Source organism: Saccharopolyspora kobensis (genome assembly GCF_900108315.1).
Taxonomy (GTDB): domain Bacteria; phylum Actinomycetota; class Actinomycetes; order Mycobacteriales; family Pseudonocardiaceae; genus Saccharopolyspora; species Saccharopolyspora kobensis.
Window position 1 is genome coordinate 243,534 of sequence record NZ_FNVB01000007.1, and the last position, 15,339, is coordinate 258,872.

The window sequence follows — 15,339 nt, forward strand, 5'->3', positions numbered from 1 at the left end:
TTATGTCGCGGACGGCGAAGATTTCAGCCGCTAGGCGTTGCTTGCGACGACACTTCGTTGCGTGGTCGACGCCGGTGTCGTCTGATCGTTGTTTCACCCGGGCAACTGGGCGTCGGCTTGACATCATGTGGCCGACGGGCGGTTCGCAGCGGCGGAAGGCGGGACATCGATGCCGGACGAGGGTGAGTACCGGGTGTACCTGGGTGCCTACACGGGCGCGGATTCGGCGGCCGACGGAATCCGGTCGGCCACCGCCGACGGGCGCGGCTCGCTGCGGTGCGCCGAGAGCGTCGCCGAGATCCACGACCCGTCGTTCCTGGCGCTCGCGCCGGACGGTTCGACGCTGTTCGCGGTCAGCGAGCAGCGCGACGGCCGGGTCTTCGCGCTGCAGATCCGCGACGACGGGACCCTCCGCGAGCTGAACTCGCAGCCGACGCTCGGCGCGGCTCCGTGCCACCTGAGCGTGCACCCGTCCGGGAAGTACCTGCTGACCGCGAACTACGAGTCCGGCAACGTGGTGGTGCACCCGATCGACACCGGCGGTGTGCTGCGCGAGCCGTGCCACGTGGTGCAGCACAGCGGCAGCGGCCCGAACCCGCAGCGCCAGGAGGGCCCGCACGCGCACCAGGTGCTGCCCGATCCCACCGGTCGGTTCGTGCTGGCGGTGGATCTGGGCACCGATTCTGTCTACAGCTACGACTTCGACGAGAGCAGCGGGCACCTGGCCCTCCGGCACGAGCTGTCGCTGCGCGCCGGGACCGGGCCGCGGCACCTGGCGTTCCACCCGGACGGCGAGCGCGCGTACCTGCTCAACGAGCTGGCGTCGTCGGTCACCGAGCTCGGCTACGACCCGTCCTCGGGTGCGCTGGAGCCGAGGCGGACGCTCAGCGCGCTGCCGCCGGACTACGGGCGGCCGAGCCTGGCCGCCGAGGTGGTGGTGACCCCGGACGGCCGGTTCGTGCTCACCTCCAACCGCGGCCACGACAGCATCGCGGTCTTCCGGGCCGATGCCAGCGACGGCGAGTTCCGGCTGCTCGGCATCCACTCGGCGGGCGTGGCCGAGCCCCGCCACATCGCGCTGTCCCCGGACGGCCGGGTCCTGTTCGCCGCGGGGCAGCGCAGCGACGACGTGCAGGCGTTCGCGATCTCGCCGTACGGCGAGCTGACCCCGCTCGGCGATCCGGTTGCCACTCCGACGCCAGTCTGCATCCTCCCGGTGCCATGATGGCACCACACGTGGTTGCCGCGTTCTTCTCGGGCTGTATTCGCAGGTGAAGTCCTGGCTCACGCTCCCATCGCGGGTGGCGGTTCAGCTCGGTGAGCCACCCCGGGCTTGCGGTGGCATCGTGTTGGTGCCATGATGGTGCCATGGATCTCACGTCGTACGTCGACAACCTGCGCCACCAGCTCGCCGTCGCGGCCGAAGCGAGCGGGGAGGACGCCCGGGCGCTCGCCGAGCGCCTCACCGCGCCGCTCGACTCGGCCATCCGGCTGACCCTGCTGGACGCGCTGTCGGCCGCCGCCGACGAGATCACCCGGGACCTCGCCCCGGGCTCGGTCGACCTGCGGCTGCGCGGCGGGAATCCCGGCTTCGTCGTGACCCCGCCACCGGCCGAGGACGCCGCCGAGGAGGAAGCGGAACCGGAGCAGCCGGAGCCGCAGGCCCCGCAGGAGGGCGAGGACGGGGCCATGACGCGGATCAACCTCCGCCTGCCCGAGCACCTCAAGGCGCAGATCGAGGCGGCCGCCAACCGCGACGGCCTGTCGGCCAACGCATGGCTCGTGCGCGCCGCCTCCGCCGCGCTGGAGCCGGGACGCCGCGGCACCCGCCGTGCTGCGCGCGGCGGCCAGCACTACACCGGCTGGGTTCGCTAGCCACCGGAACTCTTCCGCTCACCGCACATCCCTGACCAGCGGGGATGCTCATCGAAGTCCCCAGGAGGGCACCGCCATGCCGAAATTCGACACGCCCGGACCGATCTCCGCGACCATCGAGCTCGCGCTCGGCGACGTCCGGATCATCGCCGGCGACCGCGCGGACACCGTGGTCGAAGTGCGTCCCACCGACAGCTCCGACAGCAAGGACGTCAAGACCGCCGACCAGGTCCGGGTCACCTGCTCGAACGGGAACCTGCAGGTCCAGGGCCCGAAGGGCCGGTCGCCGTTCAGCAAGGTCGGCTCGGTGGACGTGGTGGTCGAGCTGCCGACCGCCTCGCGGCTGCGCGTCGACGCGGCCGCGGCGAGCTTCCGCTGCGAGGGCGCGCTCGGGGAGTGCCGGCTGAAGACCGCCGCCGGCCACGTGCACCTCGACCGGACCGACTCGCTGACCCTCAACACCGCCGCGGGCGACGTCAGCGTCGAGCACGTCGCGGGCCGCGCCGAGATCACCACCCACAGCGGCAGCTTGCGCGTCTCCGAGATCGACGGTTCGGCCGCGATCAAGAACTCCAACGGCGCGAGCTGGATCGGGCTGGTCCGCGGTGATCTGCGGGTGAGCGCAGCCAACGGCGACATCACGGTGGACAGCGCGCAGGCGTCGGTGAACGCCAAGACCGCCAACGGGAGCATCCGCCTCGGCGAGGTCGTCCGCGGCGAGGTGTCGATGGCGACGTCGATGGGCGGCCTGGAGGTCGGCATCCGCGAGGGCAGCGCGGCCTGGCTGGACGTGCGGTCGTCCTTCGGGCGCGTGCACAACTCGCTGACCGCCGCGGACGGCCCGGCCGAACCCGACGAGAAGGTGGAGGTGCGCGCCCGGACCTCGTTCGGCGACATCACCGTCCGCCGCTCCACCGAGGCCTGAGCGGAGGACGAGATGACGAAGCCGGCGATCGAAGCCCTCGGGCTGCGCAAGTCCTACGGCCACAAGCTGGTGCTCGACGGCATCGACCTGCGGATCCCGGAGGGCAGCATCTTCTCGCTGCTGGGCCCCAACGGAGCGGGCAAGACCACCACGGTGCAGATCTTGAGCACGCTGATCGGAGCCGACGCCGGGGCGATACGCGTCGCCGGGCACGACCCGGCGACCGAGCCCGACCGCGTCCGGTCGGCGATCGGCGTCACCGGCCAGTTCGCCGCGGTGGACAACCTGCTCACCGCCGAGGAGAACCTGCTGCTGATGGCCGACCTGCGGCACCTGCCGCGCGCGGAGGGGCGGCGGCGCGCCGCCGAGCTGCTCGACCGGTTCGACCTGCGGGAAGCCGCCCGCAAGCCGGCCTCGACCTGCTCCGGTGGCATGCGCCGCAGGCTCGACATCGCGATGACGCTGATCGGCGATCCGCGCATCATCTTCCTGGACGAGCCGACCACCGGTCTCGACCCGCGCAGCCGCCGCGGCATGTGGCAGCTGATCCGGGAGCTGGTGGCCGACGGGGTGACGATCTTCCTCACCACGCAGTACCTGGAGGAGGCCGACCAGCTCGCCGACCGCATCGCGGTGCTCGACCGCGGCCGGATCGTGGCCGAGGGCACCGCGGCGGAGCTGAAGAGCCGGATCCCGGGCGGCCACGTCCGCCTGCAGTTCGGCGACCTCGCCGAGCTCGAATCGGCGGCCGGCGCGTTCGGCGTGCTCGCCCGCGACGACGAGGCGCTGACCCTGCAGGTGCCCGGCGACGGCAGCCTCCGGACGCTCCGGGCGCTGCTGGACCGGCTCGACCAGGAGTCGATCGAGGTGGAAGGGCTGTCCGTGCACACGCCCGACCTCGACGACGTCTTCCTCGCCCTCACCGGGCAGGCCGAAGGTGCCCAGGAGGTGCTGCGATGACCACCGCCCACGCGATCCGCGACTCGCGAACGATGCTGCGGCGCAACCTCCTGCACGCGCTGCGCTACCCGTCGATGACGTTGTCGGTGGTCGGGATGCCGATCATCATGCTGCTGCTGTTCGTCTACGTCCTCGGTGGCGTGCTGGGCGCCGGTCTGGGCGGGAGCGGCAGCTACGTCGACTACCTCGCGCCCGGCATCATCCTGATGGCCGCGGCATCCGGCTCGATGACGGTGGCGATCTCGGTGTGCTCGGACATGACCGAGGGCATCATCAACCGGTTCCGCACCATGCCGATCTCCCGCGCGTCGGTGCTGACCGGGCACGTGGTCGGCGGCACCGTGCAGACCGTGCTCAGCGTCGTGCTGATCACCGCGGTCGCGCTGCTGGTCGGCTTCCGCCCGACGGCCGGTCCGCTGGACTGGCTGGCCGCGCTCGGCCTGCTGACCCTGGTCAGCTTCGCGCTGAGCTGGATCTCGGCGGCGGCGGGGCTGATGACCAGGAGCGTGGAGACCGCGAGCAACATCGTGCTGCCACTGTCGCTCCTGCCGTTCATCGGCAGCGCCTTCGTGCCGACGGACTCGATGCCGCCCGCGGTGCGCTGGTTCGCCGAGAACCAGCCGTTCACGCCGATCATCGAGGCCGTCCGCGGCCTGCTGATGGGAACCCCGGTCGGTGCGAACGGGGTGCTCGCGGTCGGCTGGTGCGCGGTCATCGCCCTGGTCGGCTACTTCTGGGCCCGGGCGGCCTTCAACCGCGCACCGGCCTGATGGGTCGTGCGCGCGCGAGGCGCTCACGACCTCACAGCATGCGGGTGTCGTAGCGGCCGGGGGCGTACTGCTGGAGGGCCGTCCGGATCCGGCGGATCTCCTGGCGGCGGCCGAACCAGCCGCCGGTCGCACCGATCGGGAAGATCAGGTGGCCGCCGTGGTGCGGGCGGAGCCGGTGCCACAGCGCGGAGCGCGGAGCGGTGCCTTCGGTGAACCACACGGCCACCGAGGCCCGCTTTCCGCTGCCCACCACGCCGACCCGCTGGACCTGGCTCCACGGGATCTCCCGGGTCAGGCCCATCCGCGAGACCAGCAGGCCGTCGCCGTTGACCTTCAAGCACAGGCTCGGCAGCACCGCCCTGGCCACCGACCAGGCCGCGCTCAGCCCCAGCAGCAGCATGCCGATCTGGAAGACCATGAACCGGTCGCCGGAACCGAGGCCGTGGCGGAACAGCTCGTACGCCCCGAACATGATCGCCACGCAGACGGCCGCGGAGACCAGCGCGCGGAAGCGTCCGGCGGTGGCGAACACCGGGCCCGGGTTGTCGCGGCGCACCTGCGGCTGCTGGGAGGTCTGCCTGGGCTGCGCGGGCACGATCTTGCCGCGCACCGGCTCGGGCTCGGCCCGCGCCGCCGGGATCGGCGCCGGAGGCTGCGGTGCGGGCTGCGGCGGTGCCGGTGCCGGTGCCGGAGCCGGTGCGGGCGCCGCGGGCGCGGCCTGGGTGTAGGTGCGGGTCGCCGGGCGGGGCGCGGCGACCGGCTGCGGCGGGGGAGTGTCGGGCATCGGCGCGCTGGCCGTCTGCTGCAGCTGCGTGGCGTGCTGGGCGATCACATCGCTGATCGCCGGCGGCAGCCACTGGTTGCCGTGCGGGCTGGACTCGCCGATCTCGTCGAGCATCTGAGCGGGCGTCGGGCGGGCCGCCGGGTCCTTGGCCAGGCACGCGGCCAGCAGCGGGCGCAGCCCGTCCGGCACCTCGGAGAGGTCCGGTTCGGCGTGGGCCACCCGGTAGAGCAGGGTGGCGGTGCTCTCCTCGCCGAACGGGCCGCGGCCGGTGGCGGCGAACACCAGCACCGCGCCGAGCGAGAAGATGTCGCTGGGCGGGCCGACCTCGGTGCCCAGGGTCTGCTCCGGGGAGAAGAAGCCGGGCGTGCCCATGAACATGCCGGTCGCGGTCAGCGCGCTGCCGGTCATCGCCCGGGAGATGCCGAAGTCGATGACGCGCGGGCCGTCCGGACCGAGCAGCACGTTGGCCGGTTTCAGGTCGCGGTGCACCAGCTCGGCGCGGTGGATCGCGATCAGCGCCTCCGCGAGCCCGGCGCCAAGGCCGCGCACCGTCACCTCCGGCAGCGGGCCGTGGTCGGCCACCGCCTGGTGCAGCGTCGGGCCCGGCACGTACTCGGTGGCCAGCCAGGGCTGTTCGGCGTCCGGGTCGGCGTGCACCACGGCGGCGGTCCAGAAGCCGCCGACCGAGCTCGCGGCCACCGCCTCGCGGCGGAACCGCTCCCGGAACTCCGGGTCCTCGGCCAGGTCGGGCCTGATCACCTTGACCGCCACCACCCGGCCGCCGCGCGAGCGGCCGAGGTAGACCCCGCCCATCGCCCCGCGCCCCAACCGGGCGAGCAGCCGGTAGTCGCCTACCCGGTGCGGGTCGCTGGCCAGCAACGGCTGCACGGGCTATCGGCCTCCTGTCCACGAGATCGCGAATTCGTCCGGTTCGAGCTTACGGCCTTTCTCCGAACTCGTTTTGCGTGGTGGTGCGCGTGGCGCAACCTCAGACGCTCCCTGGCCGCGGGATCCCGTTCATGTGCATGTCCGAACACGGCGAACGGGCTGTCCTCGCATGGAAGCGCCTGAGAACCCGCGTCGGTGCCAGCTGCGAGGGCGGGCTGAACGCCTCCGGCGTTTCAAAGGACGACCACCAGGCTCCGGCCTCGCTCCGCAGGCGTGTGCAGGGCCGGCCGAGCTGCCGATGTTCCAGCCGTTCGCGGCCGCTGGTCGGCCGTGCCGCGTTGCCGTCGGCGGTGCGGGCTGGTAATCGAATACTTGGCTTGGTTTCAAGCTTTTCCCGGCGTCGGTGTTGTGGGTATGATCCGGCGCACTGCGAGCCCGAGGAACGATCACCGCGATCGAGGGAGGCGCGCGTGTCGCCCACCGACCAGCTCGACCCCGCCGTGGCGCTGCACGGCGTCGGCAAGTCGTTCCCCGGCGTGGTGGCGGTCTCCGACGTGTCGTTGCGCATCCCGCCCGGCGAGGTGCACGTGTTCGCCGGGGAGAACGGCGCGGGCAAGTCGACGCTGATGAAGCTGATCGCGCAGGTCGAACCGCCGAGCACCGGTCACGTCGAACTGGGCGGCGTGCGCGTCGAGCACCACGGGCCCGGCGCGGCGCGGCGGCTCGGCGTGTCGATGGTGCACCAGGAGTTCGCGCTGGCCCCGGACCTGTCGGTGGCCGAGAACCTGTTCATCGGCCACGAACCCGGCCGGGCCGGCTGGATCTCCCGCTCCGCCGAGCGCCGCGCCGCCCGCGAGCTGCTCGCCGAGGTCGGGCTGGACATCGACCCCGGCCGCCGCGTCGGGCAGCTGTCCACAGCGGAGCAGCAGCGCGTCGAGCTGGCCAAAGCCCTTGCCGTGCAGGCGAAAGTCCTCATCCTGGACGAACCGACCGCGACGCTGACCGAGGGGGAGGCCGCGGAGCTGTTCGGCATCGTGCGCGGGCTGACCGCCAAGGGCATCGCGGTGCTCTACATCTCGCACCGGCTGGACGAGATCTTCGAGATCGGCGACCGGGTCACCGTGATGCGCGACGGCGCGGTGGTGGCCACCCGGCCGGTGGCCGAACTCGACGAAGCGCAACTGGTGCAGCTGATGGTCGGGCGCGACGTCGCCAACCTCTACCCGCGCACCTACAACGAGCCCGGCCCGGTGCGGCTGAGCGTCTCGGGGCTCACCCGCGGTGATGCCGTGCGCGATGTGTCGTTCGAGGTGCGGGCCGGGGAGATCGTCGGCCTGGCGGGCCTGGTCGGCGCCGGGCGCACCGAGCTGGCGCGCGCGGTCTTCGGCGCCGAGCTGCCCGACGCGGGCACCATCACCCTGGACGGCGAGCCCCTGCGCATCCGCGGGCCCGCCGATGCGATCGCCGCCGGGATCGGCTACCTGACCGAGAGCCGCAAGACCGACGGGCTGGCCCTGCAGCTGGGCGTGGACAAGAACATCACGCTGGCCAACCTGCCGATGCGCGCCGGGCTGATCGACCTGGCCGCCGAGCGGCGCATCGCCGAGCGGGAGCGCGACGGCCTGCGCATCCGGGTGCCGTGGGTGGGGCGGCCGGTGCGCCAGCTCTCCGGCGGCAACCAGCAGAAGGTGATCCTCGCCCGCTGGTTGGAGACCGGCGCGGACGTGCTGTTCTTCGACGAACCCGGCCGCGGCATGGACGTGGGCGCCAAGTCGGAGATGTTCCAGCAGATGGATTCGCTGGCGGCGCGCGGCGCGGCGGTGGTGCTCATCTCCAGCTACCTCCCGGAACTGCTGAACATGTGCGACCGGATCCTCGTCATGCGCGGTGGGCGGATCACCGGCGAGGTCGGTCGCGCGGAGTTCTCCGAGGAGCGCGTCGTGGCGCTCGCGACCGGTGCCCGAAACGTCGAGAACGGGGGCAAGCATGGCTGATCCGGCCACCGAACCGTCCACATCGGACCGCGGTTTGCTGGGTGCGCTGGGCGACCGCATGTCCGGCGCGGTCTCGCAGGTCGCGGCGGCGGGCGCGCTGATCGTCGTGTTCGTGGTGCTGTCGATCATCGCGCCGTCGTTCCTCACCGCCGACAACCTGTTCAACCTGGGCTCGCAGACCTCGGTGAACGCGGTGATGGCGGTCGGCGTGACGCTGGTGATCATCACCGGCGGCATCGACCTGTCGGTGGGCTCGGTGGCCGCGCTGTCCGGGGTGATCGGCGTGCTGCTGATGGCCGAGTATGGGTTCAACCCGCTGATCGGCATCCTCGGCGGCATCGCCGTCGGCGCGCTGGCCGGGCTGGTGAACGGGCTGCTGGTGTCGGTGGTGGGGTTGCCGCCGTTCATCGCGACCCTGGGCATGCTCAGCGTCGGCCGCGGCCTGGTGCTGATCGCCACCGGCGCGGTCGCGGTGTTCGGCGCACCCGAGTCGTTCCGGCTGCTCGGCCAGGGCGTGATCAACGCGATCCCGATCCCGGTGGTGCTGATCGCGGTGGTCGCGGTGCTCGGGCACCTGGTGCTGACCCGGACCAGGCTGGGCCGCTACGCCTACGTGATGGGCTCGAACATGGAGGCCGCGCGGCTGTCCGGCGTGCCGGTGAAGCGCTACACGACGCTGGTCTACGTGCTCTCCGGCGCGCTGGCCGGGCTCGGCGGCATGATCGCCGCGTCGCGGATCAACTCCGGTCAGCCGAACTTCGGCGAGGGCCTGGAGCTGGACGTGATCGCCGCTGTCGTCATCGGCGGCGCCAGCCTGTTCGGCGGCCGCGGCACCGTGCTGGGTTCGCTGATCGGCGCCTTCCTGGTCGCGGTCATCCGCAACGGCGCGGTCCAGCTCAACATCGGCACCTTCTACCAGAACGTGCTGATCGGCGTGATCATCTGGCTGGCGGTCTGGTGGGACCGCTACCAGCGGCGCAAGCTCGGCGGCGACACCGCGTGAGCGGCAGGAGTCCGGCGATGAGCAAGGGAGCTCGGGGATGAAGAAGGTTCTGAGCGCGGCGTGCGTGCTGGTCTCGGTGGCGGCGGCGGGCTGCAGCGTCGGGGTGCGAGAGCAGACCGGCGGCGGTGGCGAGCAGGGCGGGCCGATCAAGATCGCGGTGGTGCCGAAGGCGATCGGCTTCGACTTCTGGGAGAAGGTGCGGGTCGGCGCGGAGTGCGCGGGTGGCAAGCAGCCGGACGTCACCGTGCACTGGGACGGCGTGCACGCGGAGAGCGACGTCAGCGGCCAGCAGAGCCTGCTGCAGGACCTGCTCGCGCAGGGCGACGTCAGGGGCCTGGTCTACGCCGCGACGGACGCCAAGGCGCTGGCCGACGTCACCAAGTCCGCGCAGGGCCAGGGCACCACGGTGGTCAACATGGACTCCGGGACCTCGCCGCAGCCACCGGACGTCCCGGTGTACGCCACCAACAACGTGGCCGCCGCCGAGCAGGCCACCGATCTGCTGGCCGAGCAGCTCGGCGGTCGCGGCAAGGTGGCGTTCATCGAGTTCCAGGCGGGCACCAGCACCAACGAGACGCGCGGCGAGGGCTTCAAGCGGGGCATGGCCAAGCACCCGGGCCTGCAGCTGGTCGCCCAGCAGTCCAGCGACAGCGACTTCAACCGGGCGCTGCAGGTCACCCAGGACATCCTGACCGCGAACCCGGACCTCAACGGCATCTACGCGGCCAACGAGCCGAGCGTGCTGGGCGCGGCCGAAGCGGTCCGGCAGGCGGGCAAGACCGGCCAGGTGAAGATCATCGGCTGGGACACCTCGGAGGGCGAGATCAAGGCCCTGCGCGACGGCGTGATCACCGGCCTGATCGCGCAGAACCCGTTCAAGATGGGCTACGCCGCGGTGAACGCGGCGGTGGCCGAGATCCGCGGCGAGCCGAACCCGGCGCCGGACACCGACACCGGCTCGACCCTGATCACCAAGGAGAACGTGGACAGCCCGGAGGTCCAGAAGCTGCTCAACCCGTCCTGCGACAACCCGCCCGCTTGAGAAGCCTGTGGTGGCTGGTCTGCGTGGCGGTGCGGGTGGCGGAACCTGAGTGCTTCCCTGGACTGCGGGTGACCCTCCTGATGTATGCCCAATACACGGCGGAGGGACCGTCCTCGCCAGGAAAACACTCAGAACCCGCGGCGGGTGCAAGCTGCGTGCGTACTCAAAGCGGCTGCCGCCGCTTATAAGACGCGGACGGCTTCGCCGACAGTGCTCTCTCAGGTGGTTCAGCCCCTGGCGGCCGGGAGCAGGTCGTAGTCCGGCAGCTCGATGCCGTTGAACGCCCGGAGCATCTTGCGCTGCATCAGCGCCTGGCCGGGCAGGTGCGGCAGCAGCCGGATCATCTGGTGCTGCACCCAGATGCCGAACCGGCTGCTCGCGGCCGCGTGCTTGGCGTTGTCCGCGCCGAGCTGCTGGTTCATCGCGACGAAGTCGCGCATCTTCGCCTCGTAGGCGGCGAACGCGGTGGCGTGGTCGTCGGCCGCGGCCAGCTCGCCGGCCAGGACGTAGGCCCCGACGAGGGCCAGCGTCGTTCCCTGGCCGGACAGCGGTGACGAGCAGTACGCGGCGTCCCCGAGCAGCACCACCCGGCCCGCCGACCAGGACGGCATGCACACCTGGCTGCAGGAATCGCAGTGGAAGTCCGGGGCGCCGTCCATCTGCTCCAGCAGCCACGGCACCTCCCACTTCGCGTGCCGCATGCCCTCGCGCAGCAGCGCCTTCTGCCCGGCCGGATCGCGGTGGTCGTGGTCGGCGCTGCTGCCCGGGACGCACAGCAGGGCCATCGCCTCGCGGTTGTCCCTGATGCTGCGGATCATCGCCCCGCGCTTCGGCTCGGCGTAGCTGAGCATCCAGTGGTCGAGCCCGAGGCGGTTGGGCACCGTGAAGAACGCCATCAGGAAGCCGAGATCGCGCAGGTACCGAGACTCGGGCCCGAACACCAGCGAGCGGACTCCCGAGTGCAGCCCGTCCGCGCCGACCACCACGTCGAAGGACTCCGGCGGCCCGGAGGTGAAGGACGCGGTCATCCCGTCGCGGGTCTGCTCGATGCCGGTGATCGTCCGGCCGAACCGGTACTCGACGTCGTGCCGGGTGGCTTCGTGCAGCACGTCGGCCAGGTCGCCGCGGAGGATCTCGATCTCGGCGACCATCCCGTCGCCGCCGAAGGCGTCGGACCGCATCCGCGCCCGCTCCCGGTTGCGCTCGTCCACGTAGGACACGCCGTTGGTTTCCGTGCACGCTGCGCGGATCCGCTCGTCGAGCCCCATCCGGCGCACGACCTCCTTGCCGACACCGCGGACGTCCACGGCCTGGCCGCCCGGCCGCAGCTGCGGTGCTCGCTCCACGACCGTCACCGAGAACCCGTACCGGTGCAGCCAGTGGGCGAGCGCGGGTCCGGCGATGCTCGCTCCGACGATCAACACGCGCTTGGTCATCTGATGCCTTCCATCCGGAGCACCGGCGGAACCGGGCTCGTGGCGGTGATGCAGGCGACGGTACAGACGTCTAAGACATTTGTGCAAGACGGTTGTCCGATCGCTGCACTAGGCTGTCGGCATGGGAAATCGCGAGGACCTGCTCGCCGCCGCGATGGAGTGCCTGCGCACCAAGGGCTACGCGCGGACCACGGCGCGGGACATCACGGAGATCGCCGGAACCAGCCTCGCCGCGATCGGATACCACTACGGCGGCATCCGGAACCTGCTCAACCAGGCGGTTTACGCAGCGATCGAGCAGTGGAGCGACCGGGAGCAGGCGAGGCTGCGGACCGATGCGCCCTCGGAGGAGGCCTTCCTGGAGCGCTTCGGCGCCGTCTGGGCGAGCACCATCGAGGGCTTCCAGGCGGACCGGGAGGTGTGGGCGGCATCGTTCGACCTGATGACGCAGGTCGACCACGTGCCCGAGATCCGGGAGCAGCTGCGCCGGGGGATGCAGGCGGCGCGCACCGGCAACGTCGCGATGTTCGAGGGAGTGGACGAGGACACCGTCAGCGAGGAGCAGGCCAGGACGGTCGGCTCGTTGTACTACGCGATCCAGGCCGGTGTGGTGATCCAGTGGCTGATCGACCCCGACAGCGCGCCCAGCGCCGACGACATCGTCGCGGGGCTGCGCGCGATCGCGGCCAAGGCCGCCGAGGAGGCGTGACGGACCGGGGCGCGGGTGCACCGGCGGTGGCGGGGAGGTAGAACCGTCCGGTGGTCACCGCGATCCTCAACCCGCTGGTGCAGGAAGTCCTGGACCTGATCGGGATCTTCGCGTTCGCGCTCTCCGGCGCGCTGCTCGCCGTGCGCAAGCGCTTCGACGTCGTCGGCATCGTGGTGCTGGCCGAGGTGACCGCGCTGGGCGGCGGGGTGTTCCGGGACCTGGTGATCGGCGCGGTGCCGCCGGTGGCCTTCACCGACATCGCCTACTTCACCACGCCGCTGATCGCCTCGGTGGTGGTGTTCTTCTGGCATCCCCGGCTGGCCTGGATCCGCCGGTTCGTGCTGTTCTTCGACGCGATCGGGCTGGGGGTGTTCTGCGTGGCGGGCAGCATCAAGGCGCTGAACTTCGGCATGCACCCGCTGGCCGCGATCGCGCTCGGCGCCGCGACCGCGATCGGCGGCGGCGCCATCCGCGACGTGCTGGCCGGGGAGGTCCCGGCGCTGCTGCACCCGGAGAGCGAGATCTACGCGGTGCCTGCGCTGCTGGGCAGCGGCCTGGTCGCCCTGCTCGCGGTCACCGGCGCGCTGACACCGGTCACCAGCGCCTTCGCGGCGCTGCTGGCGATCGTGGTGCGGCTGCTGGCCCTGCGCTTCGGCTGGCGCGCGCCGCTGGCCCGCGGCGGAGCGTCGCTATGAGCGCCGCTTGAGGACTGCCAGCGCCTTGTCGGCGTGCAGGCCCATCCGGAACTCGCTGCGGATCACCGCGAGCACCCGGCGCTGCTCGTCGATGACGAAGGTGTGCCGCTTTACCGGGATCGGCCCGAACCGGCGCTTGACGCCGAACTGCCGCGCGACCGCACCGTCGACATCGGACAGCAGCGGGAAGCCGAAACCGTGCGCCGCGGCGAACTGCTGCTGCTTGCCGATCTGGTCGGCGCTGATCCCCACCGGCTGCGCGCCGAGCTCGCCGAACTCGGCGGCCAGATCCCGGAAGTGGCAGGCCTCCGCGGTGCACCCGGTGGTCATCGCGGCCGGGTAGAAGAACAGCACGACCGGCCCGCCGGCGACCAGCTCGGAGAGCTTGCGCTCCGCACCGTCCTGGTCCGGCAGGGCGAAATCGCCCACCACATCGCCTTCCCGCATCCCCGCTCCTCCCACGTCGGAACCCGAGCTCCCAGAGTATGGCCTCGCAGCCGATCGTCGTCCGGGGTGTGTGCGAGGCTCGGGCGGGGCGGGCCGCACCGGTCGTGCTCCTCACTGCTACTCGGGAAGGTCCATGCTCGTCCGCCGCGCTTACATCCCCGAAAGCAAGCGTCCCGAGTCGTTCGGGAGGTGGCCCTACACCGTGCCGTGCGTCGCCGAGCTCGCCGAGCGCGGGCTGGAGTTCACCGCGCCGGTGACCATGCTGGTCGGTGAGAACGGTTCCGGGAAGTCGACGCTGGTCGAGGCGATCGCGGAGGGCTTCAAGCTCGACTCGCACGGCGGCCGGGCGGGGCGCAAGTACGCCAACGACCGCCCGAAGACCCCGCTCGGCGACGTCCTGGCGCTGGAGACGACCCCGGCCGGGAGCCGGATGATCACCGGGCCGCGGTCTCGCCGCAAGGGGTTCTTCCTGCGGGCGGAGACCGCGTTCGGGATGATGAACGCGGTCAGCGGCCTGCACGGCTACTGGGAGCAGGACACCTCGACCATGTCGCACGGCGAGGGTTTCCTGGCCGTGTTCGAGGCGATGTTCCGGGAACGCGGTTTCTACGTGATGGACGAGCCGGAGGCGGCGCTGTCCTTCGAGTCCTGCCTCAAGCTGATCGGCCTGATGCACGAGCTGGCCCGCACCGGCGCGCAGGTGGTCTGCGCGACGCACTCACCGGTCCTGGCCGCCACGCCGGGCGCCGACATCGTCGAAGTGGGCGAGCACGGCATCCGCCGGGTGAAGTGGGCGGACCTCGACCTCGTCGACCACTGGCGCCGCTACCTCACCGACCCGGCTCTCTACCTGCGCCACATCACCGGGTGACCCGGGGTTCGCCCGGTTCGTGCTGGGAGCAGCGGGTTTTCGCCCGGGCAGGGGTAGCGCTGCGGGTGGGGGACACCCGTTGGCCGGGCTCGTCCGGCGGGCGGTGGGGGACGAGGCGATCGTGGGCGCTGGACGACGGCCGGAGGCCGTCTCCGCCGGTTCCCGCGATCCCAGAGAGGAAATGTCGATGCGCTTCCGATTCTCCGCGGTGGCGTCGCTGGCCGCGCTCCTGCTGCTCCCGGCGGGTGGGGCGTTCTCCGCCCAAGCCGATCAGGAGGCCGCCGAGCCGCGGCAGACCGCTGTCCGCATCGTCAACGTGAGCTCGGGCCAGAAGCTGATCCCGACCGGGTACGGCGCGAACAAGGCGGACGACATCGTCGTCTGGGCGAACGCCATCGAGGAAGCTCCCGGCGGCAAGCTGTGGCGGCTGCAGTTCCTCGGCGGCGGCTACTACCAGATCCGCAACGTCGACACGAACAAGTGTCTCGCGGTCGGCAACTACAACGCACCCGACGGGCGGACCGCGGTCGTCCAGCAGGAGTGCAGCCAGGCGTTCAACCAGCAGTGGGACCTGCCGCCCGCGGGCAACGGCCACCTGATCATCTCGCGCTCGGACGGTCGCGTCGTGGTCCCGTTCAACACGGGCGGCAACTACTGGGCGGTCCTGGAGCAGCAGTCCGGGGCGCTGACCCAGCAGTGGAACTTCCCGCCGGCCTGACCGGCCTCGACACCGCACGCGCCCCGCGCCGGACCCCGGTGCGGGGCGCGTGCGCTTCGCACGCTCGACTGATGTTCGGAGCGCATGCATTCATGCACGGACCGTGCGGTAATCTGAAGACGTTTCGGGGGTCAGGGTCGGATCGGGGGGTTCGACCGCGCGGAGCCGGAGGAACCTGGGGGTCAGGGCCGGCTCCGCGTCGACCACCTTTCCCGCCATCGT

General features: G+C 71.6%; 15 protein-coding genes. 12 read left to right on the forward strand and 3 right to left on the reverse strand.

Annotation, left to right across the window (positions count from 1 at the left end):
* Positions 1-169 precede the first annotated feature (169 nt).
* The 5 genes from C4T78_RS24000 (at position 170) to C4T78_RS24020 (ending at position 4,530) form a co-directional block, all read left to right on the forward strand.
* Entirely contained in the window at positions 170-1,225 is a 1,056-nt protein-coding gene (locus tag C4T78_RS24000; protein ID WP_093355017.1) for a lactonase family protein, read from the forward strand.
* Between the two features lie 143 nt (positions 1,226-1,368).
* Positions 1,369-1,875 carry a toxin-antitoxin system HicB family antitoxin gene (locus C4T78_RS24005; RefSeq protein WP_177247670.1) on the forward strand — a complete coding sequence of 169 codons (507 nt, stop codon included), beginning with the start codon at positions 1,369-1,371 and terminating at the stop codon, positions 1,873-1,875.
* A 76-nt stretch (positions 1,876-1,951) separates the two neighbouring features.
* On the forward strand, positions 1,952-2,800 hold the full coding sequence (locus C4T78_RS24010; protein ID WP_093355013.1) for a DUF4097 family beta strand repeat-containing protein: 849 nt from the start codon (positions 1,952-1,954) through the stop codon (positions 2,798-2,800).
* 12 nt (positions 2,801-2,812) lie between these two features.
* Positions 2,813-3,760, forward strand: a complete 948-nt coding sequence (locus C4T78_RS24015) for an ATP-binding cassette domain-containing protein (protein WP_093355010.1) — start codon at positions 2,813-2,815, stop codon at positions 3,758-3,760.
* Complete coding sequence (locus C4T78_RS24020; RefSeq protein WP_093355009.1) at positions 3,757-4,530, forward strand: ABC transporter permease; 774 nt, start codon at positions 3,757-3,759, stop codon at positions 4,528-4,530. Before C4T78_RS24015 ends, C4T78_RS24020 begins: the two co-directional genes overlap by 4 nt.
* A gap of 31 nt (positions 4,531-4,561) precedes the next feature.
* Here C4T78_RS24020 and C4T78_RS24025 read toward each other — a convergent pair whose 3' ends face one another.
* Positions 4,562-6,202, reverse strand: coding sequence for a serine/threonine-protein kinase (locus C4T78_RS24025; RefSeq protein ID WP_093355006.1), 1,641 nt, complete (start codon positions 6,200-6,202; stop codon positions 4,562-4,564).
* Between the two features lie 470 nt (positions 6,203-6,672).
* On the opposite strand from C4T78_RS24025, the gene C4T78_RS24030 reads away from it, so the two are divergent.
* From C4T78_RS24030 to C4T78_RS24040, 3 genes are read left to right on the forward strand one after another with little or no spacing between them, the layout of a single operon-like run.
* Complete coding sequence (locus tag C4T78_RS24030) at positions 6,673-8,196, forward strand: sugar ABC transporter ATP-binding protein (protein WP_093355004.1); 1,524 nt, start codon at positions 6,673-6,675, stop codon at positions 8,194-8,196.
* On the forward strand, positions 8,189-9,199 hold the full coding sequence (locus C4T78_RS24035) for an ABC transporter permease (RefSeq protein ID WP_093355001.1): 1,011 nt from the start codon (positions 8,189-8,191) through the stop codon (positions 9,197-9,199). The genes C4T78_RS24030 and C4T78_RS24035 overlap by 8 nt, the downstream gene beginning before the upstream one ends.
* Positions 9,200-9,236: 37 nt before the next feature.
* Positions 9,237-10,241 (forward strand): sugar ABC transporter substrate-binding protein, encoded by a 1,005-nt coding sequence (locus C4T78_RS24040; RefSeq protein WP_093354999.1) that lies wholly within the window; start codon positions 9,237-9,239, stop codon positions 10,239-10,241.
* A 227-nt stretch (positions 10,242-10,468) separates the two neighbouring features.
* On the opposite strand, the gene C4T78_RS24045 is transcribed toward C4T78_RS24040, so the two are convergent.
* Positions 10,469-11,677: an FAD-dependent monooxygenase gene (locus tag C4T78_RS24045; RefSeq protein ID WP_093354996.1), complete on the reverse strand. Its 1,209-nt coding sequence runs from the start codon at positions 11,675-11,677 to the stop codon at positions 10,469-10,471.
* Positions 11,678-11,798: 121 nt separating this feature from the next.
* On the opposite strand from C4T78_RS24045, the gene C4T78_RS24050 reads away from it, so the two are divergent.
* Entirely contained in the window at positions 11,799-12,386 is a 588-nt protein-coding gene (locus tag C4T78_RS24050; RefSeq protein ID WP_093354993.1) for a TetR/AcrR family transcriptional regulator, read from the forward strand.
* Positions 12,387-12,436: 50 nt separating this feature from the next.
* Entirely contained in the window at positions 12,437-13,081 is a 645-nt protein-coding gene (locus tag C4T78_RS24055) for a trimeric intracellular cation channel family protein (RefSeq protein WP_093354990.1), read from the forward strand.
* Here the strand turns inward: C4T78_RS24055 and C4T78_RS24060 are convergent.
* Positions 13,076-13,528, reverse strand: a complete 453-nt coding sequence (locus C4T78_RS24060; RefSeq protein WP_093354988.1) for a peroxiredoxin — start codon at positions 13,526-13,528, stop codon at positions 13,076-13,078. The two genes, C4T78_RS24055 and C4T78_RS24060, sit on opposite strands and share 6 nt — an antisense overlap.
* Positions 13,529-13,661: 133 nt before the next feature.
* On the opposite strand from C4T78_RS24060, the gene C4T78_RS24065 reads away from it, so the two are divergent.
* Positions 13,662-14,399 carry an AAA family ATPase gene (locus C4T78_RS24065; RefSeq protein WP_093354985.1) on the forward strand — a complete coding sequence of 246 codons (738 nt, stop codon included), beginning with the start codon at positions 13,662-13,664 and terminating at the stop codon, positions 14,397-14,399.
* Positions 14,400-14,586: 187 nt separating this feature from the next.
* Positions 14,587-15,117: an RICIN domain-containing protein gene (locus C4T78_RS24070; protein ID WP_177247669.1), complete on the forward strand. Its 531-nt coding sequence runs from the start codon at positions 14,587-14,589 to the stop codon at positions 15,115-15,117.
* The last annotated feature ends 222 nt before the right edge of the window (positions 15,118-15,339 follow it).

What these genes read in the sequence shown, in the direction of transcription:
- C4T78_RS24000 (WP_093355017.1), top strand. Translation starts at nt 170, where the DNA reads ATGCCGGACGAGGGTGAGTACCGGGTGTACCTGGGTGCCTACACGGGC.
- C4T78_RS24005 (WP_177247670.1), top strand. Translation starts at nt 1,369, where the DNA reads ATGGATCTCACGTCGTACGTCGACAACCTGCGCCACCAGCTCGCCGTC.
- C4T78_RS24010 (WP_093355013.1), top strand. Translation starts at nt 1,952, where the DNA reads ATGCCGAAATTCGACACGCCCGGACCGATCTCCGCGACCATCGAGCTC.
- C4T78_RS24015 (WP_093355010.1), top strand. Translation starts at nt 2,813, where the DNA reads ATGACGAAGCCGGCGATCGAAGCCCTCGGGCTGCGCAAGTCCTACGGC.
- C4T78_RS24020 (WP_093355009.1), top strand. Translation starts at nt 3,757, where the DNA reads ATGACCACCGCCCACGCGATCCGCGACTCGCGAACGATGCTGCGGCGC.
- C4T78_RS24035 (WP_093355001.1), top strand. Translation starts at nt 8,189, where the DNA reads ATGGCTGATCCGGCCACCGAACCGTCCACATCGGACCGCGGTTTGCTG.
- C4T78_RS24040 (WP_093354999.1), top strand. Translation starts at nt 9,237, where the DNA reads ATGAAGAAGGTTCTGAGCGCGGCGTGCGTGCTGGTCTCGGTGGCGGCG.
- C4T78_RS24045 (WP_093354996.1), bottom strand. Translation starts at nt 11,677, where the DNA reads ATGACCAAGCGCGTGTTGATCGTCGGAGCGAGCATCGCCGGACCCGCG.
- C4T78_RS24050 (WP_093354993.1), top strand. Translation starts at nt 11,799, where the DNA reads ATGGGAAATCGCGAGGACCTGCTCGCCGCCGCGATGGAGTGCCTGCGC.
- C4T78_RS24060 (WP_093354988.1), bottom strand. Translation starts at nt 13,528, where the DNA reads ATGCGGGAAGGCGATGTGGTGGGCGATTTCGCCCTGCCGGACCAGGAC.
- C4T78_RS24065 (WP_093354985.1), top strand. Translation starts at nt 13,662, where the DNA reads ATGCTCGTCCGCCGCGCTTACATCCCCGAAAGCAAGCGTCCCGAGTCG.
- C4T78_RS24070 (WP_177247669.1), top strand. Translation starts at nt 14,587, where the DNA reads ATGCGCTTCCGATTCTCCGCGGTGGCGTCGCTGGCCGCGCTCCTGCTG.